We start from the raw sequence: 25,600 nt of genomic DNA, 5'->3' as shown, positions 1-25,600 counted from the left end.
GGGTGGGGCTCGGGCCGGGCTGCGGAGTACCGGGGGGCCGATAGACTCTCCGGTCATGAGTGTTGAAGAGGACACGGCCAACCACGGCCGGCTGCTGGGGACGGTTCGCGGTCCGCAGGACGTCAAGCGGATGTCCGGCGAGGAACTGGACGTCCTCGCCGCCGAGATCCGGGACTTCCTGATCACCAAGGTCTCCCGTACCGGCGGGCACGTCGGGCCCAACCTCGGTGTGGTCGAGCTGACGCTCGCCATGCATCGCGTCTTCGACTCCCCCCGGGACCGGCTCCTGTTCGACACCGGCCACCAGGCGTACGTACACAAGATCCTTACCGGGCGTCAGGCCGGCTTCGACAAGCTCCGCCAGCGCGGTGGCCTCTCCGGCTACCCCAGCCAGGCGGAGAGCGAGCACGACCTCATCGAGAACTCGCACGCTTCCACAGCTTTGTCCTACGCCGACGGCCTCGCCAAGGCGTACGCCCTGCGGGGCGAGGCACGCAGCGTCGTGGCAGTGGTCGGCGACGGCGCGCTGACCGGCGGCATGTGCTGGGAGGCGCTGAACAACATCGCCACCGCCGGCAACTCCCTCGTGATCGTGGTCAACGACAACGGCCGGTCCTACTCGCCGACCATCGGCGGGCTGGCCGACCACCTCTCCTCGCTGCGGCTCAACCCCGGCTACGAGAAGGTCCTCGACACCGTCAAGGACGCCCTCGGCTCCACGCCGCTGGTCGGCAAGCCGATGTACGAGGTGCTGCACGCGGTCAAGAAGGGCATCAAGGACGCTGTCGCCCCCCAGGCCATGTTCGAGGACCTGGGCATCAAGTACGTGGGCCCGGTGGACGGGCACGACGTGACGGCTGTCGAGGCGGCGCTGCGCGCGGCCAAGAACTTCGGCGGCCCGGTCATCGTGCACGCGGTCACCCGCAAGGGCTACGGCTACCGTCCCGCCGAGGAGGACGAGGCCGACTGCCTGCACGGCCCCGGCAGCGCCTTCGACGTGGAGACCGGCGCTCTGCTGGCCGCCCCGTCGGTGAAGTGGACGCACGTCTTCGCCGACGAGCTGCTGGCCATCGCCGACGAGCGCCCGGACGTGGTGGGCATCACCGCCGCCATGGCCGAGCCGACCGGCATCGCCAAGCTGGCCCGCAAGTACCCCGAGCGGGTGTACGACGTGGGCATCGCCGAGCAGCACGCGGCCACCTCGGCGGCCGGGCTGGCGCTGGGTGGCCTGCACCCGGTGGTCGCGGTCTACGCCACCTTCCTCAACCGCGCCTTCGACCAGGTCCTGCTGGACGTGGCGATGCACAAGCTGCCGGTGACCTTCGTGCTGGACCGGGCGGGCATCACCGGCCCGGACGGGCCCAGCCACTACGGCATCTGGGACATGTCGGTCTTCGGGGTGGTGCCGGGGCTGCGGATCGCCGCTCCCCGCGACGCCGCCACCCTGCGCGAGGAGCTGCGCGAGGCGCTGGCCGTCGACAACGGCCCGACAGTGGTGCGGTTCCCGACCGGTGCCGTCGCCGCGGACCTGCCGGCGCTGCGCCGGGTCGGCACTGTCGACGTGCTGGCCGAGTCCGCCCGTACCGACGTGCTGCTCGTCGCCGTCGGCTCGTTCGGCCAGCTGGGCATGGAGGTGGCCGCCCGGGTCGCCGAGCAGGGCTACGGGGTCACCGTCGTCGACCCCCGCTGGGTGCGTCCGGTCCCGGCGGAGCTGGTCGACCTGGCCGCCCGCCACCGGCTCGTGGTCAGCGTCGAGGACGGCGTCCGGGTCGGCGGGGTGGGCGACGCGCTCGCCCAGGCGATGCGCGACGCCGACGTCCGGGTGCCGCTCAAGGACCTGGGTGTGCCGGCCGACTGGCACCCGCACGGCACCCGCGCGCAGATCCTCGCCGACCTGGGTCTGACCGCCCAGGACGTGGCCCGCAACGTCACCGGTTGGATCTCCGGCCTGGATGCCACCCCGGACCGCCTCACCCCCAGCGACGCGGCCGCACAGAACTGACGAGAACGAACAACGGCGGGCGTCCCCAGGGACGCCCGCCGTCGTGTGTCCCGCCCACCCTCTCTGGTCGATCAAGGACTTATGGTGGGCGGTGATTGGTGGTTCGCGCCTTTTGCGGGGCACCACAACTGCATGATCGACCGGGTCAAGGTGCGGCGCGGCAATGTGCCGCCGCGTTCCGCCGCGTTTCCCCGTCGATCTTGCACTTTCGGTTGGCGTAACGCGCCTTGAGTCCCGATTTGTCGGCGCAGAAAGTGCAAGATCGCGGGGTGGGTGGGTGGGGGCTAGCGGGGGGAGATTGAGCGGTAGTGGGTTTTGTCGGTGTTGGCGAGGCTGTAGGTCTGGGAGCGGGACGGGGTGGGGATGACCGCCAGGCCGGGGCGCTCGACCAGCAGGGGAGTGCCCGGCGGGACGGACAGGGAGCTGTCCCGGGTGGCCCGCCAGCTCAGCACCACCAGCGGCTGACCGGGCACCGGCAGTTGGTACGCCTGCAACGGGGTGGCCCGGTCGGCGGGTGAGACGACGGGCGCGCTCCCGTCGGCCGGTCGATAGATCACCGCCGTCATCGCGCCGGCGTCGGTGTCCCAGCTGAGCTGCTGCAACTCGGCCGGCTCGCCGCCGCCGAGGGCGACTTCGCCGAGCGAGCGCACTGTGAGCTTCGCCATCGGCCAGGACGTCGGCACCGAGCGTGGGGCGTCCCGGTCCCCGATCCGGCGCGGGATGCTGCCGAAGGGGCCCCGATCGCCGGACAGCACACAGGTGTCCAGGCCGGTGAGCGCCCGCCGGCCCGTGCCGGACTCGTCGCGGACCAACGGATAGCGCGGGTCGACGGTGCCGGTGCCCAGGTCGAGCAGCCGGTCGGCGGCCCGCCCACGGGGGAGTGACTCGGTGGTCCGCAGGGTCGCGGTCACGCCGACGGCCGTGCAGGACGGCACGTCGACCGGTGCGCTGAGACCGTCCGCGATGGTCAACGTCCGGTCCTTCGGCCCGAGGAGGCTCTGCACCCGGGCCGAGACCAGGTAACGCCGGCCGCCGGCCGTCTGCACCGGCAGCACGTCGGAGTAGACGAGGTAACCCGGATCGGTGTACTCGGTGGCGCGGGTCACCGCGTACCGGTCGCCCTCGCGAGTCAGTTGCAGCAGCCAGGACGCGCTTTCGCCGGGCACGTCGGCGGCCACCAGCGCCACCGGGGCGCCGTCGACCCGACCCGAGAAGAGGATGCCCGACGAGGGCAGGTGCGCGCGGTCGTCGGCCGGCGATCGCCAGCCGCGGACCGCCGCGGTTACCGCCGCCGTCGCCGTGGCGTCCCCGGAGAGGTCGCCGCGGGGCGGCCACACGGCGAGGGTGCCGTCCAGGCTGTCGTACCCGACCCGGAGGTCCTGCGGCTTCCGCTCGGCTACCGGACCGCAGGCCGTGCCGGCCAGCAGCGCGCTCAGCAGGACGGGAAGCGCCCTGCCGTACCGACGGCCTGGAGTCACCTGGCCCGCCCCCGATCGCCTCACCGTCGCTGTCGGAAAGCGCCATAGTACGAGATGTCCGATGCGGCGCCTCAGTTGGCCGGCATCCGAACCACCACAGTGGACAGCACCGGGGGTTTAGGACGTTTTGGTTGCTCCGGTAGACTCCGCCGACTGTGACGCCTGCCGAGTCCCGCGCCCTGCCCGCGCCGCACCCGGAGGCGGCAGCCGACTCCGCCGAACTGGTGAGCTACCGCACGCCGGCCGGCCTCTTCGCCGGCCCGCCCGCGCTGGCTGCCCCCACCACAGCGCCGGCCGAGCCCGAAGCGCCGGCCGCCCCCACAGCGCCGGCCGCCCCCGAAGCGCCGACCGAGCCCCAAACGCCGACCGAGCCCGGAGCAGCGGCCGAGAGCGCGGTGCCGACGCGGGCGCGGTGGCGCCGGTGGACTCGGCGTCGGCAGCACCTGGCGGTGGGCGGGCTGTTCCTGCTCGCCGCGCTCTGGGTGACCAGCCGGATCTGGCTGGACCCGTCCGGTCGGGTGGCCTCGCTCTACACCGGTGACCCGGCGCAGGTGCAGTTCTTCCTCGCCCACTCGGTACGCGTGGTGCTGCACGGCGAGTACCCGTTCTACACCGAGCAGATCAACTACCCCGACGGCGTCAACCTGATGGCCAACACGGCCGTGTTGGCGCTGGGCATCCCGATGGTCCCGGTGACGCTGCTCTTCGGGCCGGCGGTCTCCTTCGTGGTGCTGGTCACGCTCGGTCTCGCCGGCACCGCCATGGCCTGGTACCTGATGCTCTCCCGCCACCTGGTGCGTACCCCGCTCGCGGCGGCGGTCGGCGGCTGGTTCTGCGGTTTCTCGCCCGCGATGCTCTCGCACGCCAGCTGGCACCCGAACATCATCAGTCAGTTCCTGCTGCCGTTCATCGTGTGGCGGGTGCTGGTGCTCACCCGCTCCGGAAGACCGGTTCGGGACGGGGCCCTGCTCGCCATGATGGTCACCGCGCAGGCGTTCATCAACGAGGAGATCCTGCTCTTCACGGCGTTGGCCTGCGGCGTCTTCCTGCTGGCGGTGCTGGCCCAGGAGCCGGCCCGCTGGCGGGCGGCCTGGCGGCCCCTGGGCGTCGGCGTGGTGACCTGCGCGCTGCTGGCGGGGGCGCTGCTGGCGTACCCGCTCTACGTGCAGTTCGCCGGGCCGATGGCCTACCACGGGCTCAGCGACGCGGTGAAGGACTACGGCAACGACATCGCCGCCTTCTTCGCCCCCGGCTCACCCACCCTCGGCGGCAACCAGCGAGCCAACATCAACCTGGCGCCGAACTACTCCGAGGAGAACGCCTTCTTCGGCTGGAGCCTGTCCATGCTGGCGATCGGCATCGTGGTCTGGCTCCGCCGGGAGTTGATCGTTCGGGCGCTCGCGGTGACCGGCGTGTTCTTCGCCGTGCTCTCCCTCGGCGAGAGGGTCTCCTGGTGGGACCGCGAGCTGATCACCGGGCCGTGGCAGTGGTTGGTCCACCTGCCGCTGCTGGACGCGGTGGTGCCGACCCGGTTCGGGCTCATCACCAGCGTGGTGATCGGCCTGCTGCTGGCGCTCGCCGTCGAGCGGGCCTGGGCGCTACGACCGGCCGACCGCCGTACCGTCCACGTGCTCACCGCCGCGGGCCTGGCCTTCGCGCTGCTGCCGATCGCACCGATGCCGCTGCGGATGGTCTCCCGGCCGCCGGTGCCGGACTTCATCACGGCGGACCGGTGGCGGGCGTACGTCGGGCCGGACCAGACGCTGGTGCCGATCCCGGTGCCCAGCATGGGAAACACGCACGGCATGCGCTGGGCGGCGGCCACCAACCTCGACTTCAAGATCCCCGGTGGTTACTTCCTCGCGCCCCGCAACGGCAACACCGGTGACGCGGGCCGGTTCGGCGGTCGTCCCAGCGGGGTGGGTCAGATGTTGGAGGAGGTGGCGACCACCGGCCGTACGCCCAAGCTTGACGACCGGCAGCGTCGGCGCTTCGCCGACGAGCTGCGGCACTGGCGGGCGGCGATCCTGGTGCTGCCGGTGCGGCAGCAGAACGCCGAGCCACTGCGACGTACGGTCGAGGAGCTGGTCGGCCCGGGCCGCCAGGAGTTGGACGTCTGGGTCTGGGACGTGCGGACGCTCAGCGACCGTTCGGTCTGATGACCACCGGGACGACGTCCCCGAACATTTCGCCCCCGGCGACGGTCGGCGCGTTCCGTCCGGCCTGGCTGCGGGACGCGCTGGTGGTGGCCGGCTATCTGGGCCTCGCCGTGCTGGTGACCAGCGGGCAGTGGGGCCGCCCGTGGCGGCTGTTCCACCAGGCGGGTGACCAGATCCTCTTCGAGTGGATGCTGGCCCACGCGGCGCATGCAGTGGTCGAGGGGGAGAACCCGCTCTTCAGCACCGGGTTGAACGCGCCCGACGGGGTCAACCTGATGGCGAACACCTCGGTGCTCGGCCTGGGTGTCCCGCTCACCCCGGTCACCCTGCTCTTCGGCTCGCAGGTGGCGTTCTGCGTGGCGGTCGTCTGTTGCCTCGCCGGGACAGCCGTCGCCTGGTACGTGCTGCTGCGCCGCCGGCTGGTCGGCACCCGGGCCCCGGCTGCGGTGGGTGGGCTGATCTGTGGCTTCGCCCCGGGCATGATCGCTCAGGCCGGCGCCCACCTGCACATCGCCGCCCAGTTCCTGGTGCCCGCGATCCTTGCCCTGGTGTTCCGGCCCGCCTCGCAGACGACGCGACACGGCGTGTGGCGGCCGGGCGTCGGCCTGGGGCTGCTGCTCGTCTGGCAGGTCTTCATCGGCGAGGAGGTGCTGGTCTTCCTGGTGCTCGCGGCCGGCGTCTTCGCGCTGGGTTACGCGCTCGCCGACCGGGTGACCGTACGGCGGCTGGCACCGGCCCTGTTCGGTCGACTCGCCGTGGCGGCCGGCGTGGGGGCGGTGCCGCTGGCGTACCCGTTGTGGTTCCAGTTCCACGGCCCGCAGCACTACTCCGGGATGGCGTTCGCCACGCAGGGCTTCCAACTGGACGTCGCCTCGTTCACCGCGTCGGCCCGGCAGACCGTGCTGGGTGACGACTGGCTGCCGGGGCTGCTCTCGCCGAATCCGACCGAGGAGAACTCGTTCTTCGGTCCGGGCCTGCTGGTGCTGGCCGTGGTGATCGTGATCTGGCAGTGGCGACGACCGCTGGTCCGGGCACTGGCCGCCTGCGGCGTGGTCTTCGCCCTGCTCTCGCTCGGCGACGAGTTGCGGGTGGACGGTGAGGGCACCGGCATTCCGGGGCCGTACCGGCTGGTCGGCGGGCTGCCGTTGCTCGATCTCGCGGTGCCGGCCCGGTTCGCGCTGGTCTGCGTACCGGTGCTGGGTGTGCTGGTGGCGCTGTCAGTGGACCGGGTGCGGGCCGCGCGCGGGCCGAACGTGGCGCCGGGCCTGCCGGTGCGGCTGCTGTGGGCCGGCGCGGTCGCCGCCGCGTTGTTGCCCCTGTTTCCGACTCCGATCCGCGTGGTGCCGGTCGCGCCGGTGCCGGCGTTTCTCGCCGCCGGTGGCTGGCGTCCGCTGGTGCCGCCCGGTCGGACGGTTGTCGCGGTGCCCCCGGTCACCGGTGCCGGGCGCAGCCCGGTGATGCTCTGGTCCGCCCGTACCGGCCTGGGGTTCGCCGCGCCCGGCGGTTACTTCATCGGCCCCAGCGGCCCGGACGACCCGGCGGCCCGCTGGGGCGCGCCGGACCGGCCTACGTCGGTGCTGCTGCGGCAGGTGGTCGAGACCGGCGCGGTGCCGGTGCTCACCGACGCCGACCGCCGCCAGGCCGTCGAGGACCTGCGGCACTGGCGTGCCGCGGTGGTCGTACTCGGGCAGGTGGAGCACGGTGACCCGGTCCGCCGAACCGTCGACGACCTGCTCGGCCCGGGCCGACCGGTCGACGGCGGATGGTTGTGGGACGTCCGGGACCGGGTCGGGTGACTAACCCACCAGGGCGCGCACGTCCCAGACCCAGACGTCGTCGACCCGCTGCGGTGGCCCGATCAGGGCGGTGACCAGCTCACGGAGCACCGCCTCGCGGGGGTGCGCCCCGAGCACCACCACCGACGCCCGCCAGAACCGCAGGTCCTCGACGGCCTGCCGGCGGTTCTCGTCGGTCAGCGCCGGAACCGTGCCGCTGTCCATCGTGGAGTAGATGAGGGAGCTGGTCGGTCGGTTCGGTGCACCGAAGACCCCCTCACCCAGCTCGTTCGGGCCGATGAAGTAACCGCCCGGAACGGGGAACTCCTGCCCGGTCAGCGCACTCCACCGCAGCGTCGGCAGACCGTGCACGTTGCTCGGGATCGGCACCGGCACCAGGGTTCGACCCGCCGGCACGTACGGCCGCCAGCCGCCAGCGGTGATGAAGTGCGGCGGTGGGTCGATCTGCTGGGCGGGCAGCGGGCGGGGAAAGAGCGGCAGCACGGCGAGGGCGACCGCCGCGTACCCCACCGGGCGTAGCCACCGACGGCGCGTGGCGGCCGGCGCGGCCGGCTCGTCGTCGGACGTCGCCGGGGTCGCGTCGGCCACCCGCTGGGCCGGCACACGTGGCCGGTCGGCCACCGGGCGCCCCTGGCGGTGCGCGGCGTCCCAGGTCAACGCGAGCAGTACGCCCACCGCAGCGGCGACCACCAGTGTCAACCGGGTCGGCATCATCATCTCGACCAGCGGCAGGTCGTCCGACACGTACGACCACGGGCCGCGCACACCGGTCTCCACACCGTTGAAGCGCACGAACGGCCCGATCGCGGCGACGCTGAACACCACGATGAGCACCGCGGCGATCCGGGCGGCCAGCGAGCGGCGTACGAGCAGCACCAGAGCCACCACCGAGAGCAGCACCAGCGGCCAACCGAACCAGGTGTTCTGCTCGGTCAGACCGATCGTCTTCTCCACGGCCGGGTCACCGGCCCAGGTGTCCCGGGCGAAGGTGACGAAGGCGACCAGGTCCTCGCCCCAGTTGTGGAACACGCCGCCCTGCAGACCCCGGTAGGACTGCGGGCCGTTGAACTGGAACCAAATCGGGTACGCGGTGAGCACCAGGGCCAGCCCGCCGGCGACGCCGAGCCCGGCCAGGAACGTGCCGGCCGCGGCCCGGGTGGCCCGCGGCCGCTGCACGGCGTACGCCAGCACGATGACCAGGCAGGCCAGCGCGGTGAGCAGCAGCATCTCCTCGTTGATGAAGATCTGGTACGCCACCAGCGCGCCGAGCACGAGGCCGTTGCGTCGCCACCGGCCCGGCTCACCCAGGGTCAGCACCCGCACCACGATCAGCGGGAGCAGGAAGTTGGAGACGAAGTTCGGTTGGCCGTTGGCGTGGTGGATGATCCCCGGCGCGAAGCCGAGGAACGCGCCACCGACGAACGCCGCCGCCCGGGAGCGCACCAGGTGGCGGGAGAGCATCCAGTAGCCGGTGCCGGCGGTGGCCGCCAGCGCCGCGCCCAGGTAGAGCGCGTACATCACCTGAGGGCCGAGCAGCATGGTCAGCGGGGCCAGCGGCAGGGTCACCCCGAGCAGCGAGGTGTTGGCCATCATGTTCACCCCGTCCGGGGCGTTCTGACGGGCCGTGAACAGCGGGTTCTCCAGGTGCCGCACCGAGTACTCGCCGTGCGCGAACAGCCACTCGAACCAACTGTGATCGGTGGGCAGGTGCGAGGAGACCCGGCCGTTGACGTCACCCCAGTAGTTGAGGCAGACGAAGACGCCCAGCAGCACATAGGCTCCGAGGGCCAACAGGTCGGCTCGGGCCGGACGGCGTCGAGGCCGCCGTGTCGACTCGGCCTCGACCGGGTCGGCATCGGTCACGGGATTCAGCGAAGGGTCTACCACCGGCACAGCCACGACGCGCCATCGTACAGGCGGGGTTCCGTCACTTTTGCCGGGCCGGTGCGCTGACGGTCGGTTTGCCGGACGGTGACCCGTCGGCCAGCCCTACCTGGTGACGGAAGGACGGTCGTTGTCGATCATCGAGCTGGGCGAGATTCGCGACGAGCCCGCGTCGGCACCTCCGGTTCACCGCCCGCGCGCCGTCGGTCGCCCGCTGCGCAGCGCGACTGTGCTGTTTCTCAGCCTGATGGTGCTGACCGGCGCCGTGCCGCCGACGCAGCGAACGGTGAGCGTGGTGCCGGCATCGCGGATGGCCACCGCGTACCTGGCCGGGGACGGCGTCTTCGTCGTCGATCCGCCGACACCCGACGGGGACCGGTACCTGACCGCGTACGCCCAGCCGGCACCGACCGGCGCCGGGGTGCGGCGGCGGTGGCAGACGCCCCTGGCCCGCACCGGTAACTACCTCGACGTCCGGGTCGAACGGGGCCTGGTGCTGGCGTTGGCGGTCAACGCCCCCAACCGGCTGTTCCAGACCACCGCCTTCGACACCGCGACGGGCCGGCAACGCTGGCAGCATCCCGGTGGTACCCAACCGACGCCCGGCGGTGGCCTGCTGGTGACCAACGGCCGCGAGGACGGGTCGGGCACGATGAGCGGGGTTGAGCCCGACACCGGCCTGGTGCTCTGGTCGGTGCCGATCCCGCCGGCCGCCAGCCCCACCTACCACCTCAATCCCGAGGGGCAGGTCGACCGGTTCGTGCTCCTGCAACCGACCGGCGAGGTGCAGGTGCACGACGCCGGCACCGGCCAGCTGCTGCGCAGCATCGACACGCTGCCCGGTGACCGGTCGGCGTACCAGCGGGTGCAGATCGTCGACGACCTGCTGCTGCTCGTCCCGCCGGGCAGCACCCGGCTGGTGAGCTTCGGGCTGGCCGAGTTGCAGCCACTGTGGACGGCGGAGGTGACGCTGGTGTCGCATGTGCTCGAATGCGGCGGTCTGCTCTGCGCGGTACCGCAGATCGGCGGCCTCCAGGTGCTCGACCCGGCCACCGGTTCGGTGCGGTGGTCCGAACCGGGCCAGGACGTCCTGGCCGACGTCCGGTACGGTCGGCTACTGATGACCAGGCCCGGCCAGGGGTACACGGTGCGGGACGCGGCCACCGGGCAGGTACGGACCGAACTGGGCGCGTGGAGTCTGATGCCGGTGCTGGGGCCGGACGACCCGCTGGTCGGTGTGCGGCGGGGTGACGACGGTCGGATGGTCGTCGCCGAACTGGACCTGGTGGCCGGCCGAACGCGGATCGTCGACGTGCTGCCGGGCATCGCCGGCAGTTGCCAGGCGTCCCTGCCGGTCCTGCTCTGCCAGCGCCTCGACGGCACGACAGCTCTGTGGAGGTTGACGCGGTGACCGGCTCGGTGATCGACCTCGGCGACCTGCGGGACGACAGGGGCCCGGAGTCGACGCCCCGCCCACCTCGCGCTCATGGTCGCCCGCTGCGCTGCGCGCTGGTCGTGGTGCTCGCGCTGGTCACGCTCGCCGCCTCCGCCGTCGTACCGCCCCGGCCGGCCCCGTTGACGCTGCCGGGCCGGCCCGGGTCCGATGTCATGATCGATGGTGACCTCCTCCTGGTCATGGAGCCGGCTGGCACCGGAACGCGGCAGGCGCGGCTGGCCGCGTATCGGCTGCCCGGCGGCGAGCCGGTCTGGCAGGCGCCGCTGTCGGCGGAGGCCCGGTACTGGGGGCTGACTCCGCTGGCCGGGACGCTGCTCGCCACCGGGTACGAGATCGGCCCGGAGGGCCGGGACACACTCACCGTCGCACTGGACCGGGCGACCGGGGCGTACCGGTGGCAGCAGCCGGGCATCGCCTCCAAGCTGACCGACGGCAACCTGCTGCTGCGCGGCGGCGGCGAGACCTACCCGACCAGTCTGCGCGCCGTGGATCCGTGCTGCGGCACCGTGCGTTGGCAGCTCTCCGGAATCAGGGCCGACGTGCAGGTGCGCGGCACCGGCCTCGGGGTGGACCGGGTGGTGCTCAACCAGGTGGACGGGCCGGTCGAGGTACGCGACGCGATCACCGGCACGGTGCTGGCGCGCGCCGACCTGCGCCCACCGGACGGCGGTCCGATCGGACTGGACCTGACGAAGGACCTGGTGTTGGCCATCGACAGAGGCTCGGGCACTGTCACCGCGTACGGGCTGGACCAGCTTGTGCCCCGCTGGACCCGCGCCAGGCTGCACGTCGACTTCGCGTTGGACTGTGGCCCCGTCCTGTGTGTGCGCACCGGCAACAACGAACTGCAGGCGCTCGACCCGGCAACCGGGGAGGTGCGCTGGCGCAGCAGCCAGTGGGGGTGGGCCTGGGCTGCCGACGGCCGGCTGATGGCCAACATCAGCGGTATCGGTCCGTCGGAGCAGTACGTCGTCCTCGATGCGCTGACCGGCCGGCAACTGGCCGACCTGGGCCAATGGGAGCTGTACCAACTCGGTGTCGGCGGCCGGTTGGTCGGCATACGTCGGCCTCCCGACGGTGGGGTGCTCGTCGGCGAGTTGGACATCGCCGCCGGAGAGGTGCGCATCGTGGACGTGCTGCCCGATGCCACCGGGGAGTGTCAGGCGATCACCGGCTACCTGGTGTGCACCGCCACCGCGGCCGGCTCGTACCAGCTCTGGAAACTGACCGACTGATCACCAGTTCGCCTGGGTGGGCGGCGGGGGGAGTGGCACCGACGCCTGTCGCAGCACGTACGCCACCCCACCGCTGCCGCGTTGCCAGACCGCCTCGAACCCCTGTCGGGGCACCGTGCGACGGACGGCGTCGTCGTCCGGGGCGTACGGGTCGTTGAGCACCGGGTCGCCGTCGGCGGTGAAGCCGACCAGCACCATCAGGTGCCCTCCGGTGTCGTACCCGAGCCCCGGCACCTCGTCGGCCCGGAACGCGGCGGAGACGATCAGGGGGATGCCGGCGGCGACGAACGCCTCCGCCTCGACCAGCGACCGCAGCCGGGTGACGAACGCGTCCACCCCGTGCAGACCGGCGTACGCGGTGTTGAACGGCCAGTTCCCGGCCCCGGCGTACGCGTGGTCGTAGCAGTGCCGGGCGGCGTGTACCACCACCGGACGCGGACCGGACGGCTCCACCCAGGCGTAGTGGTCCGGCGTCGGCTCGGCGCCCCAGTAGGCGAGCACCATCGAGGTGCAGGTGGGGCTGCACCAGGAGTCCCCGCCGCCGCCCCACTGCGGGTACTGGCCGGCGTGCAGCCGCTGCGAGTAGCGGGGCACGTCCAGCACCCTGCCCCAGGCAGCGGACGAGACGGGTTCCCCCGCGTACCAGTGCTGCGCCGTCGTGGGGCCGGTGGCGACCGCGCCGATGCTGCGCAGCACCGGGCCGGTCGGGCTGCCGGCGGGCCGGCGCAACGTCACCCGCGCCTGCCAACCGGTGACCGTCGCTCCGGTGACGATCAGGGTGTCGGTGTCGACCCGGGCGGCACCGTCGCGCTGTCCGGGCAGCGAGGTGCGTCGTACCGTGTGGTCGCCGTCGGCCCAGCGGGCCAGCCGGTACCAGTCGGTGCTGGGCGCGTCCTCGTGCCAGCCGCGCAGGTCGACCTCGATCCAGCAGCCGTCCGGGGTGTCGGCCGTCCAGGACGGCACCACCTCGGCGACGGCGAAGCCGACAGGCACCGGCGGCGTCGTCCAGGTGCCCCGTTCGTCGCCGCCGTCGAGGGCGAGCCCTCGACCGTTGGCGAGCAGGCCGTCGCCGCTGCCGCTGGTCGTGTCGGCCGGCAGGTGGAAACCCCGGTAGGCGATGTCTCGCCGGGTGGGTGGTGCCGCAGTGGTCATGCCAGGTCCGTCCGTCGCTCGATACCGCCGGCCAGCATCGCGTACGCCGCGGTGGCCCGCAACGCCGGCCGGCGCGGACGGCGAGGGACGATGGTTGCCGGCCGGCACTAGGTTGTCGGTGGTCAGCAGCGAGGAGGCCGGGATGCGGGTACTGGTGGTCGAGGACGAGCGCAACCTCGCCGACGCGATCGCACGGGGGTTGCGCAAGCGGGGGATGGCGGTCGACGTGGCGTACGACGGCGACGCCGGCCACGAGGCGGCGTTCATCACCCGGTACGACGTGGTGGTGCTCGACCGCGACCTGCCGGGTGTGCACGGTGACCAGATCTGCGCCGACCTGGCGGCCTCCGGCGCGTTGACCCGGGTGCTGATGCTCACCGCCAGCGGCACGGTGGCCGACCGGGTGGAGGGGTTGCAGCTCGGCGCGGACGACTACCTGCCCAAACCGTTCGCCTTCGACGAGCTGGTCGCCCGGGTGCAGGCGCTGGGCCGGCGGGCCACCCCGGCCGCGCCGCCGGTGCTCGAACTGGCCGACCTGGTGCTCGACCCGGCCCGCCGGGTCGCCACCCGCGCCGGGGTGCCGGTGGACCTCACCAACAAGGAGTTCGGGGTGCTCTGCGAACTGCTCAAGGCACGCGGCGCGGTGGTCTCCAGTGAGGAGCTGCTGGAACGGGTCTGGGACGCGAACACCGACCCGTTCACCACAATCGTCCGGGTCACGGTGATGACGCTGCGCAAGAAGCTCGGTGACCCGCCGTTGATCGAGACGGTGGTCGGGGCGGGCTACCGCACCGCCGAGGTGAGCGCATGAGCCGCCGGTTGCGACCCACCCTGCGGCTGCGGCTGACGCTGCTCAACGGGGTATTGCTGATCGGGGCCGGAGCGATCCTCGTGTTGCTGGCCTGGCTGCTGGTCCGCGACGCGTTGCGACCCACCGACGAGTTGGTGCCCGGCACTATCGTGCTGCTCTCCGACGGCCGGCAGATGGACGCCGCCCAGTGGCAGCGGCAGTTGGTCGATGCCGCCTCCGGGGAGCTGCTGGCGAAGGGGCTGGTCGCGCTGTTGGCGATCAGCGTGGTCGGGGTGGCCGGCGCGTACGCGGTGGCCGGTCGGGCGCTGCGCCCACTGCACCAGGTCACGGCGACCGCCCAGCGGCTCGGTGAGGCGACCCTGGACCAGCGGATCGGCTACTCGGGCGCCGACGACGAGGTGGCCGAGCTGGCCAAGACGTTCGACGCCATGCTGGACCGGATCGCGTCCGCCTTCGAGGCACAGAAGCGTTTCGTGGCGAACGCCTCGCACGAGCTGCGTACCCCGCTCGCCGTGATGCGCACGGAGATCGAGGTGACGCTCAGCGACGACGACGCGGACACCGCCGAGTACCGACGGATGGCGACAGTGGTCCGCGACGCCTCCGAGCGGGCAAACGGCCTGGTGGACGCGCTGCTGGTACTGGCGCGCAGCGAGGCGCAGGCCGGGCGGCAGCTGGGCCGGCGCACCGAGTGTGACCTCGCCGCGGGCACCGCCAACGCGCTGTCGGCGATGCGCCGCGAGGTGGAACGGATCGGCCTGCGGGTGCAGACGTCACTGGAGTCCGCGCCGGTCGTCGGTGACCCTGGGCTGCTCGACCGGCTGGCCGGAAACCTGATCGAGAATGCGGTCCGCTACAACCACCTGCACGGTCGGCTGTGGGTGCGTACCGGCACTGACGGTGACCGGTCCTGGCTGGTGGTGGGGAACACCGGTTTCGAGGTGGACCAGGCCGACGTGCCGGGGCTGTTCGAGCCGTTCCGCCGTGGTGGCCGGGAACGCACCGGGGCCCGTGGCTCCGGTCTGGGGCTGTCCATCGTCCGGGCGGTCTGCACCGCGCACGGCGGCACCGTACGGGTGGTCGCGCAGCCCGGCGGTGGCCTGGAGGTCACTGTCACCCTGCCGTCGTCGGACGCCCGGGCCGTGCCCGGAACGGTGTCCGCCGCCGGCTGATCGGGGTTGCGCGCCCCGCTCGGCCGATGGCAAGATCGCCGGGTCAGCTCGTTGAGCGAAGGGGGGTGCGTCGATGTCCATCAGTCAAGGCTCCGCACCCCGGGTCCTCGCAGGCTGACCCCGGGCGGCGGAGCGTCCCCATCCGAAGATGGAGTGACCAGCCGTGTATCCACGGATCCGCAACATCAGTTTCGACTGCCACGACACGTACACCCTGGCCGGCTTTTGGTCGGCGGTGCTCGGCTACGCCCGGCTCCCGGAGGACGTTCCGGGTGACCCGGAAGCTGCAGTGCTGCCGCCGGACGGTGCCACGCCGAACATGTTCTTCCAAGCGGTGCCCGAGGACAAGGTGACAAAGAACCGGGTCCACATCTGCCTGGAACCGGTCGACCGGACCCGCGACGAGGAAGTCGAGCGGGTGCTCGGCCTCGGGGCCACCATGGTCACCGACCGGCGGCGCGCCGACGGGACGGGCTGGGCGGTGCTCGCCGACCCGGAGGGGAACGAGTTCTGCGTGGTCCGCAGCGCCGGGGAGCGGGTCGACACCACTGAGGAGGACCAAGCATGAGTTCGACGATCCACAACATCAGCATCGACTGTTCCGACACGTACGCACTCGCCGGCTTCTGGGCGCAGGTCTTCGACTGCCCACGGCACCCCGACGACTTCCCCGGCGACCCGGAGGCGATGCTCCTGCCGCCGGGTGGCCCGGAGGTGCTGTTCATCGCGGTGCCCGAGGGCAAAACGGTGAAGAACCGGCTGCACCTGGACCTGCAACCCGCCGACCGGACCCGGGCCGAGGAGGTCGAGCGACTGCTCGGCATCGGCGCGACGCTCGTCGCCGACCACGTCGGCCCGACCGGCGGTGGTTGGGTGCTGCTCGCCGACCCGGAGGGCAACGAGTTCTGCGTGCTCGGCAACGCGGCCGAGCGGGCGGCGGCGGCAGCGGCGCGGGCTGCGGCAGCGGTTTCCGAACCGGCCTGACCGTCGACGTACGGCACCGGGCGCCGGCCACCTTCGCGTGGCCGGTGCCCGGTTCCACGCTGTCGGGGCGGAACCTGGCCGCGAGATTCAGTCCGTGGCCGGGTCGTGCCGTGGCGCGGGTGACTAGACGAAGGCTGTCGCGCCCTCGTACTCCGCCACTGGGGCGGCGCCGACATGCTCGTACTCGAGCAGAAGCAGGCCCTTCGCCGTCGCTTCGTGATGAACCAGTCGGAGGCCGACGGACGCGCTCGGCTGGTCGAGCAGCCGCCGCCCGGAACCGGCCACAGTGGGGGCCACGACGAGTCGGAGTGTGTCGACGAGGCCAGCCGACAACAGAGCCTTGCCAAGTCGTGCGCTGCCGTGAATCTGGAGCTCCCGTCCTGGCTGCGCCTTGAGCTCCCCGACGGTGTGGATCGGGTCGCCGTGGAGCACCGTCGTCGGGTGCCAACTACCCTCCGCCAGGGTGTTGGTCACGACGTACTTTGGTAGTGAGTTCATCCGTTCGGTGAACGGATCGTTCGGGTCGGTGATCTGCGGCCAGTCGCGAGCGAACGCCTCGTAGGTCCGCCGTCCGAGCAGCAGACCGTCGGCGAGACCCAACCAGTCAGAGGTGCGGCGGACGAAGACCTCGTCCAGGTAGGGCACGAGCCAGCCGCCCACCCTGAAGTCGCCACTCGTGTCCTCGGTCGGCGAGCCGGGCCCCTGGCTGACGCCGTCGAGAGTGACGAACTCGGTAAGGACGATCTTCACAGCGCCCCCTGGCTCTCGGCGAGCCCGGCGAGTTGTTCGGTGACCGAGCCCCAACCGTCCGCGAAGCCGATCTTCTCGTGAAGGTCACGAGCGGCGGGATCACCGTGGCGGACGATGATCCGGTAGTCCGTGCCGTCCGGATGGTCCTTCATGGTGATCTCCGCGGTCATCGGAACCGGGGTGGGGTTCGCGGGCCGCCAGGAGCTGTCGATCACGTTGGTGAACACGATCCGTTCGAGGTCGTCGACGACGAGGAAGCACGCGTCGAGGTGCGGGACGAACTCCACCCCGTCGTCGCTCAGCCGGGTCACGAGTGCGCCACCGGGCCGGACGTCCAGGCGATCGACGCGGCACAGGGCCGGCGCCGGTATCCACCACTTCTCGAAGCGGGACGGGTCGGTCCAGGCGCTCCATACGGCGGCGCGAGGGGCGCGGATGACCCGCGCCATTGTCAGGTCCAGGTCGGGATTCATTGCTGGTTCTCCTGCTGATCGGTGACGAGGCGTTCCAGGCGATCCGTGCGCTCTTCCCAGATCCGGCGCTGCTCCGCGAGCCAGTCGTCGACGACGGCGAGGCGCTCGCGGTTGAGCACGCAGGTGCGCACCCGGCCGGACTTGGTCGTGTGGATCAGTCCGTTCGACTCGAGCGTCTGTACGTGCTTCATGAACGAGGGAAGGGTCATCGGACATTCGCGGGCGAGGTCGCCGACGCTCGTCGGACCGTGGCCGAGGCGTCGGATGACCCAGCGCCGGGTCGGGTCAGCGAGGGCGACGAACACGCCGTCGAGCTGCGCCGAATACTGTGCCATGAGGCTAAGTGTTCCCCGGCGGTGACACTTAGCGCAAGGGCAAAGTATTGGCGGGCCTCAGGGGGGTGGCTGCCGTAACGACGGCGGCCGGTCGACGCGCTTCAGAAAGCAGCAGGGCCCCGGCCACCCGAGGGTGGCCGGGGCCCCGGTCTCGTACGGATCAGGACTGCTGCTCGACCTGGCCCCGGATCGTGGTGAACTCGGCCTTCGCCTGGTCGGCGGACTTGAAGTACATCACCACCATGCCCAGGCTGCCCCGGTCGGCCCAGACGCAGATGCCCAGCGGCACAGTCTCGGCCTTGCCGTCGCCGCAGCGCGCCTCGCCGCCGAGCGGGCCGGCGTCGACCGCCGTCATCTTGTCCACCGTCAGCTGCTTGGACAGGCCGTCCACATAGGAGTCGAGCTCCTTCTTCGGGTCCGACAGCAGCCCGGACACGCCCGTGATCATGACGAGGTCCTGCTTGGTCGGGTCACCGTAGAAGGCGGCGACGGTGCTCGTCTCGTTCCCCGCCGCCGTCTTCATCCCGCTGACCGCCTGGTCGGCGGCCGACTGGAGCTCCGGGGTGGTGAGCTTCGGCCGGCCGGCAAGGGTGGCCGGCGCGACGACCCGGGTCTTGCTGGCGTCCACCACGGCGCCCACGTCGTCCTTGACGACGAGCCAGGTGATCGCCGCGCCGCCGACGCAGAGCACCAGCACCACTGCCAGCACGATCAGCACGATCTTGCCGACGTTCGACTTCTTCGCCGGGGGAGGGCCGCCGGCCAGGTTCGGGTCACCGTACGGCTGACCCGGCTGCGCGGACGGGAAACCAGGCTGCGCGGACGGGAAACCAGGCTGCGCGGACGGGAAACCAGGCTGCGCGGGCGGGAAGCCCGACGGCGCGGGTGGGAAACCACCGGGCTGCTGCGGCTGTCCCTGCTGCGGCGGCGGCCAGCCGCCAGGCTGCTGGCCCGGCTGCTGCGACGGGTCGGGGGAATCGTGCGGCGGGCCGTAGGGATTGGCCGGCGGCTGGGACATCAGTCAGCTCCAAGATGGGGGTGCAAAACGCGTGATCCTAACCCGGCGCGGCGTCCGCCGTCGTCCCCGCGGAAACCCGCACCACGCGGTCGTCTGATCACAAACGGTCGCGGTGGCCGGCCCGTCCACCAGGGACGGTCCGACCACCGCGACTGCGGTGCTGCGATCTCGTCAGGCCGGCAGGCTCGCCGCGCCCGGCGGCAGGAACCGCTGGCCGGTGACCTGCTCGGAGGTGCCGGTCCGGTCCAGGTACGGCGTGACGCCGCCCAGGTGGAACGGCCAGCCGGCGCCCAGGATCATGCACAGGTCGATGTCCTGCGCCTCGGCGACCACACCCTCGTCCAGCATCAGCCGGATCTCCTGCGCGAGCGCGTCGAGGGCGTTCTGGCGTACCTGCTCGGCGGTCAGCGGCTGGTCACCTACCACGAGCAGCTTGGCGACCTCTTCGTTGATCTGGTCGTCGACCACGAGCGGCTGGCCCGAGTCGGCGATCCGCTTGAGGTTCTCGCTGACCCCGAACCGGTCCGGGTACGCGGCGTGCAGGGTGCCGCCCACGTGGTACGCGACGGCCGGCCCGACCAGCTGGAGCAGGGCGAGCGGACGCATCGGCAGGCCCAGTGGGTCCAGTGCGCTGTTCGCCACGTCCAGCGGGGTGCCGGCGTCGACGGCGGCGAAGACGGTGCCCAGGAAGCGGGTGAGCAGCCGGTTCACCACGAACGCCGGAGCGTCCTTGACCAGCACGCTCGACTTCTTGAGCTGCTTGCCCACGGCGAACGCGGTGGCCAGGGTGACGTCGTCGGTGCGCTCGCCCCGGACGATCTCCAACAGCGGCAGCACCGCCACCGGGTTGAAGAAGTGGAAGCCGACCACCCGCTCCGGGTGCTCCAACTCGGCGGCCATCTCGGTGATCGACAGCGAGCTGGTGTTCGTGGCGAGCACCGCAGCCGGAGAGACGATCTTCTCCAACTCGGCCCAGACCTGCTTCTTGACGCCCAGGTCCTCGAAGACCGCCTCGATGACGAAGTCCGCGTCGGCGAAGGCGCTCTTGTCGACAGTGCCGCTGACCAGGCCGTACAGCTTGGCGGCGGTGCCCTTGTCCATCCGGCCCTTGGTGACGGCCTTCTCGATCTGGGTGTGCACGTAGCCGACGCCCTTGTCCACCCGGGACTGGTCGAGGTCGGTCATCACCACAGGCACCTGGAGGCGTCGGGCGAACAGCAGCGCCAGTTGGCTGGCCATCAGACCCGCGCCGACGATGCCAACCTTGGTGATCGTGCGAGCCAGGCCCTTGTCCGGTGCGCCGGCAGGTCGCTTGGCCCGCCGCTGCACCAGGTCGAACGCGTACAGACCGCTGCGCAGCTCCTCGGAGAAGACCAGGTCCGCGAGGGCCTCGTCCTCGGCGGCGGTGCCGGCGGCGAAGTCGCCGTCCTTCGCCGTCTCCAGCAGATCGAGCGCCTTGTACGCGGCCGGGACCGCGCCGTGCAGCCGCTGGTTCAGCGTCTCCCGGGCGAAGTAGAGCACGCCCGCCCACATGTCCTTGTCGACCTCGGGCCGGGTCACTGTGACCTGACCCCGGACCACGCCGGCGGCCCACTCCAGGGACCGCTCGAGGAAGTCCGCCGGCTCCAACAGGATGTCCGCGATGCCCAGCTCGGCCGCCTGCTTGGGCTTGAGCATCTTGTTCTGCATCAGCGGGTTCTGGATGATCACCTGCGTCGCGGCGGGGATGCCGATCAGGTTCGGCAGCAGCTGGGTGCCGCCCCAGCCGGGCACCAGCCCGAGGGAGACCTCGGGCAGCGCGAGGGCCGCCGCGCCGCCGGAGAGCGTCCGGTAGTGGCAGTGCAGCGCCAGCTCCAGGCCACCGCCCATCGCCGCGCCGTTGACGAACGCGAAGGTGGGGACGCTGCTGTCCTTGAGCCGGGCGAAGACCCGGTGGCCGAGCCGGCCGATCTCCAGCGCCTGCGCGCGGTCGGCGAGCTGCGGCAGGCCCACGATGTCCGCGCCCACACAGAAGATGTACGGCTTGCCGGTGACCGCGATGAACGCCGGGTCGGCGGCGAGCGCGGCGGTGATCGCCTCGTCCAGGCTGGCCAGGCCACCCGGGCCGAAGGTGTTCGGCTTGGTGTGGTCGAAGCCGTTGTCCAGCGTGATCAGGGCGGCGGGCCGGTCCAGCCCCGGCACGTTCACCTGGCGCAGCAGCGCCCGGGTGACGACCTCGTTCGGTGCCTTCACTTGTTGCCACCCTCCCAGTGCGGGTTCTCCCAGATGACAGTGCCGCCCATGCCGATGCCGATGCACATCGCCGTGAGGCCGTACCGGACCTCGGGGTGCTCGGCGAACTGGCGAGCCAACTGCGTCATCAGCCGTACGCCGGAGGAGGCCAGCGGGTGACCGATGGCGATCGCGCCGCCCCACGGGTTGACCCGCGCGTCGTCGTCGGCGATGCCGAAGTGGTCGAGGAAGGCGAGCACCTGCACGGCGAACGCCTCGTTCAGCTCGAACAGGCCGATGTCGTCGATGCTGAGCCCGGCGAGGCGCAGCGCCTTCTCCGTCGACGGGATCGGGCCGACGCCCATCACCTCCGGCTCGACTCCGACGAAGCCGAACGACACCAGCCGCATGGCGACCGGCAGGCCCAGCTCGCGGGCGGTGGCCTCGTCGGCCAGCAGACTCGCGGTGGCGCCGTCGTTCAGGCCGGCCGCGTTGCCCGCGGTGACCTTGCCGTGCGGGCGGAACGGGGTCTTCAGGGAGGCCAGCTTCTCCAGCGAGGTGTCTCGCGGGGCCTCGTCCACAGTGGCCAGACCCCAACCGCCCTCCGCGTCGCGGATCGACATCGGCACCAGGTCGTCCTGGAGCTTGCCGTTGGCGTACGCCTTGGCGGTCTTCTGCTGCGAGGCGAGCGCGAACGCGTCGGTGCGCGCCTTGGTGATGTGCGGGACCAGGTCGTGCAGGTTCTCCGCGGTGGAGCCCATCACCAGCGCGGACGGGTCGACCAGCTTCTCCGCGATGATGCGCGGGTTGGGGTCGACGCCCTCACCCATCGGGTGGCGGCCCATGTGCTCGACGCCACCGGCGATGGCGATGTCGTACGCGCCCATGGCGATGCCGCTGGCCACCGTGGTGACCGCGGTCATCGCTCCCGCGCACATCCGGTCGATGGCGAAGCCGGGAACGGTCTTGGGCAGCCCGGCCAGCAGGGCGGCGGTGCGGCCGATGGTGAGGCCCTGGTCGCCGATCTGGGTGGTGGCCGCGATGGCGACCTCCTCGACCCGCTCCGGGGGGAGCTGCGGGTTGCGACGCAGCAGTTCCCGGATGCAGCGGATCACCAGATCGTCGGCGCGGGTGTTGGCGTACATGCCACCCGCCTTGCCGAACGGGGTACGGACGCCGTCGACGAAGACGACGTCGCGAACTTCACGGGGCACTTGAGCCTCCTATTCGACCGTGATTCGGCCTTCGCGCCGGGCGGCACGCCGGACCGGAACAAGGGTCGCCGACACGGGCACGTTTCCCTCGGATGCTACTCGCCAGTAACCAACCGCGTCCCCACCCCCGCCTGTGGCCCACCCCACACCCGACTCCGGTCGATCATGAAGTTGTTGCCGAGACACGTCGGCGCGTGTGGCATCAACTTCATGATCGACGGCGGGAGGGGTGGATCAGGAGAGGGTGGGGGCTTTCGGGGTCAGGGCTTCGGTCAGGTCGGGGGTGAGGAGGGCGATCTGCCACTCGCGGGCGTTGAGGCCGCGCAGGGTCTCCGCCACCGACGCCTCGGTGATCTCCTCGGGCGGGGTCCACGCCAGCCGGCGGACCGAATCTGGAGTGATCAGGTTTTCCGGCGGAAGGGTGTGCTCGCCGGCGATGCGGATCACGACCTCCCGGCAGCGGGCCAACCGACCGGCCGCCACCGGGTCCCGCTCGGCCCACCGGTGCGGCGGGGGCGGGCCCTCCACGGCCGGCGAGACCGGCAGGGAATCCTCCGGTAGCTGCCGGGCGTCGTCGAGCGCGGCGAGCCAGGTGCGGGCCAACCGACGGACCGACCGACCACCGAAACCGGGCAGGGTCAGCAGGGTCTTCTCGTCCTTCGGGTCCAGCTCGGCCGCGGCGATGATCGCCGAGTCGGGCAGCACCCGACCGGGAGCGGCGTCCCGCCGGGCCGCGATCTGGTCCCGGGCGTACCACATCGAGCGGACCCGGGCCTGGGCCCGCCCCCCCCGCAGCCGGTGGATGCCCGAGGTGCGCCGCCACGGCTCCGCCCGAACCCGGGGCGGGCGTGCCCCGGTGCGGACCAGCGCGGCGAACTCCTCCGCGGCCCAGGCCGACTTGCCCTGCCGGGTCAACTCGGCGTCCAGCGCGTCGCGCAGGTCGGTGAGCAGCTCCACGTCGAGGGCGGCGTACGTCAACCACGACTCGGGTAGCGGTCGGCTCGACCAGTCGGCCGCCGAGTGGTGCTTCTCCAGGGTGAACCCGAGCAACTGCTCGGTGAGCGCGGCCAGCCCGACGCGTTCGAAACCGGCCAGCCGAGCCGCCAGCTCGGTGTCGAACAGTCGGCGTGGACGCAACCCCACCTCGGCCAGGCAGGGCAGATCCTGGCTGGCCGCGTGGAGGACCCACTCGGCCTCACCGATCACCGCGTCCAGCGCGCTGAGGTCGGGCAGGGGCAGCGGGTCGATCAGCGCCGTGCCCGCACCGGCCCGGCGCAGTTGCACCAGGTAGGCGCGCTGGCTGTAGCGGTAGCCGGAAGCCCGTTCGGCGTCCAGGGCGACCGGGCCGGTGCCCGCCGCGAAGCGGGCCACGACCTCGGCAAGCTCGGCCGGGGCGGCCACCGGATCGGGGGTGCCGTCACGCGGGGCGATCAGCGGAACGGGCCCACCGTCGGCCGGGTCGGCCCCCTCGCCCGCCGGCTGCGGCTGGGCCGACGGCGGGTGCTGGGGTGCGTTTCCCGGAAGTTCTTCGGTGGGCCGACGGCGCAGGGGTGGTTCGTCGGTCACCTGCCAACCCTAGTGCGCGCGGAGATCCGGCGGGTGCAGCCGGTCCGGCGTGTGTCGATCAGGTGTCCGCAAAGTGTCCTACCGAGGGCCGAACGTCAGGCTGCGCCGGCCGGGCGGCGGTCGGCGAGGGCGGTGACGCCGGGTGGGGGGAGACCGGCGGTGGAGGCGAGCAACGCGCACCAGCCGAGCAGGTGTGGGGTCAGGTCGTCGTCGATCGGCGTCCAGGACGCGCGGATCTCGATGTCACCGATGGTCGGTGGCCCGGCGAGATCGCCGAACCGGGTCGACATGGTCTGCGTCACCGTTCCGCCGATCGCCCGGTGGCCGGCGTCCTGGGCGTCCAACGCGTCGGTCAGCCACGTCCAGCCGACACCGGGCAGCAGCGGGTCGGCGGCCAGGTCGACCTCCAGCTCGGCGGTCACGTAGGTGACCAGTCGCAGGGTGCCCTGCCACGCCTCGTGCCCGACCGGGTTGTGCAGCAGGATCAGCCGGCCGGTCGCCACCTCGTCGTCGTCGCGCAGCACTGTCGCGGCGAGCGCGAACGCGTACGGGGCCAGCCGCTGGGGTGCGCCGACCTCCTCCAGGGTGATCTCCGGCCGGGGGGCGGCCGACCGCAGCCCGGCGACCGCGCGGGCGAACGTCTCCGGGAGCGCGATCGGGGGGGCCATGTCGGCAGCCTATGCCGCCATCCGTTGCCCGCTTCGACGGCGCGCCGACGCTCATGAAGGGCGCCGGGCGTAAGGAACGGTGCCCTTCCTCTCACCCCCACCCGATTGGGGGTGGGGGGCGTGGCACGATTGCGGCGATGACCACGGACACCACGGGCACTGTCGCCCGAGACGGAGATTCCCGCCCCGGCGGACCGGCCGACTCGCCCTTCATCAGGGCCTGCCGACGTCGGCCCGTCCCGCACACCCCGGTCTGGTTCATGCGCCAGGCCGGCCGCTCCCTCCCCGAGTACCGGGAGATCCGGGCGAGCGTGCCGATGCTGGAGTCCTGCCGGCGCCCGGATCTGGTCACCGAGATCACCCTCCAGCCGGTGCGCCGACACGGCGTGGACGCGGCGATCCTGTTCAGCGACATCGTGGTGCCCGTCGCCGCAGCCGGGATCGATCTGGACATCGTGCCGGGCACCGGCCCGGTGGTCGCCGAGCCGATCCGCACGGCCGCCGACGTGGAGCGGATCCGTCTGATCACCCGCGACGACGTCTCGTACGTGGACGAGGCCGTCCGGCAGTTGGTGGTCGAGCTTGGCGACACCCCGCTGATCGGTTTCGCCGGCGCGCCGTTCACGCTGGCCAGCTACCTGGTCGAGGGTGGGCCGTCGCGCACCCACGCGAAGACCAAGGCCCTGATGTACGGCGACCCGGAGCTGTGGCACGCGCTCTGCGCCCGGCTGGCCGAGGTGACGTCGGCCTTCCTGCGGGTGCAGATCGAGGCCGGCGTCTCCGCCGTGCAGCTGTTCGACTCGTGGGCCGGCGCGCTCTCCGAGGCCGACTATCGCCGTTTCGTGTTGCCGCACTCGACCACGGTGCTGAGCGGGCTGGTGGACGCCGGGGTGCCCCGGATCCACTTCGGGGTGGGCACCGCCGAGCTGCTCGGCGCGATGGGCGAGGCCGGGGCCGACGTGGTCGGCGTCGACTGGCGTACGCCGCTGGACGTGGCCACCGGGCGGATCGGCGCGGACAAGGCGGTGCAGGGCAACCTGGACCCGTGCGTGCTGCTCGCGCCGTGGCCGGTCGTGGAGGCCGAGGTGCGCCGCATCCTGGAGCAGGGCCGGGCGGCACCCGGGCACGTGTTCAACCTCGGCCACGGGGTGCTGCCGGAGACCGACCCGGAGGTGCTGACCCGGGTGGTCGCGCTGGTGCACGAGCTGTCCAGCCGCCGAGCCGACCAGGGCTGAC

The 25,600-nt window shown here is 72.0% G+C and carries 21 protein-coding genes; 10 read left to right on the top strand and 11 right to left on the bottom strand.

Going from position 1 to position 25,600, the window contains the following annotated elements; all coding sequences use genetic code 11:
- Positions 1-55: 55 nt before the first annotated feature.
- Positions 56-2,002 (top strand): 1-deoxy-D-xylulose-5-phosphate synthase, encoded by a 1,947-nt coding sequence (dxs, locus tag OG598_RS18815; protein ID WP_328650389.1) that lies wholly within the window; start codon positions 56-58, stop codon positions 2,000-2,002.
- A gap of 284 nt (positions 2,003-2,286) precedes the next feature.
- On the opposite strand, the gene OG598_RS18810 is transcribed toward dxs, so the two are convergent.
- Positions 2,287-3,480 carry a hypothetical protein gene (locus tag OG598_RS18810; RefSeq protein ID WP_442931319.1) on the bottom strand — a complete coding sequence of 398 codons (1,194 nt, stop codon included), beginning with the start codon at positions 3,478-3,480 and terminating at the stop codon, positions 2,287-2,289.
- A 395-nt stretch (positions 3,481-3,875) separates the two neighbouring features.
- Here OG598_RS18810 and OG598_RS18805 point away from each other — a divergent pair, with 395 nt between their 5' ends.
- Together OG598_RS18805 and OG598_RS18800 are read left to right on the top strand one after the other, a co-directional pair.
- On the top strand, positions 3,876-5,639 hold the full coding sequence (locus OG598_RS18805) for a hypothetical protein (protein WP_328655369.1): 1,764 nt from the start codon (positions 3,876-3,878) through the stop codon (positions 5,637-5,639).
- Positions 5,639-7,435, top strand: coding sequence for a hypothetical protein (locus OG598_RS18800; RefSeq protein ID WP_328650388.1), 1,797 nt, complete (start codon positions 5,639-5,641; stop codon positions 7,433-7,435). Before OG598_RS18805 ends, OG598_RS18800 begins: the two co-directional genes overlap by 1 nt.
- Here the strand turns inward: OG598_RS18800 and OG598_RS18795 are convergent, their stop codons facing one another.
- Positions 7,436-9,307, bottom strand: coding sequence for a hypothetical protein (locus tag OG598_RS18795; protein ID WP_442931514.1), 1,872 nt, complete (start codon positions 9,305-9,307; stop codon positions 7,436-7,438).
- Between the two features lie 142 nt (positions 9,308-9,449).
- Between OG598_RS18795 and OG598_RS18790 the strand changes: the two genes are divergently transcribed.
- Both OG598_RS18790 and OG598_RS18785 read left to right on the top strand, forming a co-directional pair.
- Positions 9,450-10,730, top strand: a complete 1,281-nt coding sequence (locus tag OG598_RS18790; RefSeq protein ID WP_328650386.1) for an outer membrane protein assembly factor BamB family protein — start codon at positions 9,450-9,452, stop codon at positions 10,728-10,730.
- A complete protein-coding gene (locus tag OG598_RS18785) occupies positions 10,727-12,010 on the top strand; it encodes an outer membrane protein assembly factor BamB family protein (RefSeq protein ID WP_328650385.1) in 1,284 nt (427 codons plus the stop codon). The genes OG598_RS18790 and OG598_RS18785 overlap by 4 nt, the downstream gene beginning before the upstream one ends.
- Here OG598_RS18785 and OG598_RS18780 read toward each other — a convergent pair whose 3' ends face one another.
- Positions 12,011-13,162 carry a peptidase C39 family protein gene (locus OG598_RS18780; protein WP_328650384.1) on the bottom strand — a complete coding sequence of 384 codons (1,152 nt, stop codon included), beginning with the start codon at positions 13,160-13,162 and terminating at the stop codon, positions 12,011-12,013. It lies immediately after the preceding gene.
- Between the two features lie 142 nt (positions 13,163-13,304).
- On the opposite strand from OG598_RS18780, the gene OG598_RS18775 reads away from it, so the two are divergent.
- The 4 genes from OG598_RS18775 (at position 13,305) to OG598_RS18760 (ending at position 16,129) form a co-directional block, all read left to right on the top strand.
- Complete coding sequence (locus tag OG598_RS18775) at positions 13,305-13,973, top strand: response regulator transcription factor (protein ID WP_210785180.1); 669 nt, start codon at positions 13,305-13,307, stop codon at positions 13,971-13,973.
- A complete protein-coding gene (locus OG598_RS18770) occupies positions 13,970-15,145 on the top strand; it encodes a sensor histidine kinase (protein WP_328650383.1) in 1,176 nt (391 codons plus the stop codon). The genes OG598_RS18775 and OG598_RS18770 overlap by 4 nt, the downstream gene beginning before the upstream one ends.
- 163 nt (positions 15,146-15,308) lie before the next feature.
- Complete coding sequence (locus tag OG598_RS18765) at positions 15,309-15,713, top strand: VOC family protein (protein WP_328650382.1); 405 nt, start codon at positions 15,309-15,311, stop codon at positions 15,711-15,713.
- Complete coding sequence (locus tag OG598_RS18760) at positions 15,710-16,129, top strand: VOC family protein (RefSeq protein WP_328650381.1); 420 nt, start codon at positions 15,710-15,712, stop codon at positions 16,127-16,129. Before OG598_RS18765 ends, OG598_RS18760 begins: the two co-directional genes overlap by 4 nt.
- A 123-nt stretch (positions 16,130-16,252) precedes the next feature.
- Here OG598_RS18760 and OG598_RS18755 read toward each other — a convergent pair whose 3' ends face one another.
- From OG598_RS18755 to OG598_RS18720, 8 genes are all read right to left on the bottom strand, one after another.
- Positions 16,253-16,879, bottom strand: coding sequence for a dihydrofolate reductase family protein (locus OG598_RS18755; protein ID WP_328650380.1), 627 nt, complete (start codon positions 16,877-16,879; stop codon positions 16,253-16,255).
- Complete coding sequence (locus OG598_RS18750) at positions 16,876-17,352, bottom strand: SRPBCC domain-containing protein (RefSeq protein ID WP_238683340.1); 477 nt, start codon at positions 17,350-17,352, stop codon at positions 16,876-16,878. Before OG598_RS18750 ends, OG598_RS18755 begins: the two co-directional genes overlap by 4 nt.
- Complete coding sequence (locus OG598_RS18745) at positions 17,349-17,687, bottom strand: ArsR/SmtB family transcription factor (protein ID WP_328650379.1); 339 nt, start codon at positions 17,685-17,687, stop codon at positions 17,349-17,351. The genes OG598_RS18750 and OG598_RS18745 overlap by 4 nt, the downstream gene beginning before the upstream one ends.
- Positions 17,688-17,847: 160 nt before the next feature.
- A complete protein-coding gene (locus OG598_RS18740; protein ID WP_328650378.1) occupies positions 17,848-18,705 on the bottom strand; it encodes a hypothetical protein in 858 nt (285 codons plus the stop codon).
- 171 nt (positions 18,706-18,876) lie between these two features.
- Complete coding sequence (locus OG598_RS18735; RefSeq protein WP_328650377.1) at positions 18,877-20,937, bottom strand: 3-hydroxyacyl-CoA dehydrogenase NAD-binding domain-containing protein; 2,061 nt, start codon at positions 20,935-20,937, stop codon at positions 18,877-18,879.
- Positions 20,934-22,130: a thiolase family protein gene (locus tag OG598_RS18730; protein ID WP_328650376.1), complete on the bottom strand. Its 1,197-nt coding sequence runs from the start codon at positions 22,128-22,130 to the stop codon at positions 20,934-20,936. The genes OG598_RS18735 and OG598_RS18730 overlap by 4 nt, the downstream gene beginning before the upstream one ends.
- Before the next feature lie 234 nt (positions 22,131-22,364).
- Complete coding sequence (locus OG598_RS18725) at positions 22,365-23,696, bottom strand: ribonuclease D (RefSeq protein ID WP_328650375.1); 1,332 nt, start codon at positions 23,694-23,696, stop codon at positions 22,365-22,367.
- A 95-nt stretch (positions 23,697-23,791) separates the two neighbouring features.
- Positions 23,792-24,364 carry a DUF3000 domain-containing protein gene (locus OG598_RS18720; protein ID WP_196927813.1) on the bottom strand — a complete coding sequence of 191 codons (573 nt, stop codon included), beginning with the start codon at positions 24,362-24,364 and terminating at the stop codon, positions 23,792-23,794.
- Positions 24,365-24,501: 137 nt separating this feature from the next.
- On the opposite strand from OG598_RS18720, the gene hemE reads away from it, so the two are divergent.
- On the top strand, positions 24,502-25,599 hold the full coding sequence (gene hemE / locus OG598_RS18715) for a uroporphyrinogen decarboxylase (RefSeq protein WP_328650374.1): 1,098 nt from the start codon (positions 24,502-24,504) through the stop codon (positions 25,597-25,599).
- Position 25,600 lies beyond the last annotated feature (1 nt).

It is taken from the genome of Micromonospora sp. NBC_00330, assembly GCF_036136635.1.
Classification (GTDB): Bacteria; Actinomycetota; Actinomycetes; order Mycobacteriales; family Micromonosporaceae; genus Micromonospora; species Micromonospora salmantinae.
This window is presented reverse-complemented; position numbering and strand designations above follow the sequence as displayed.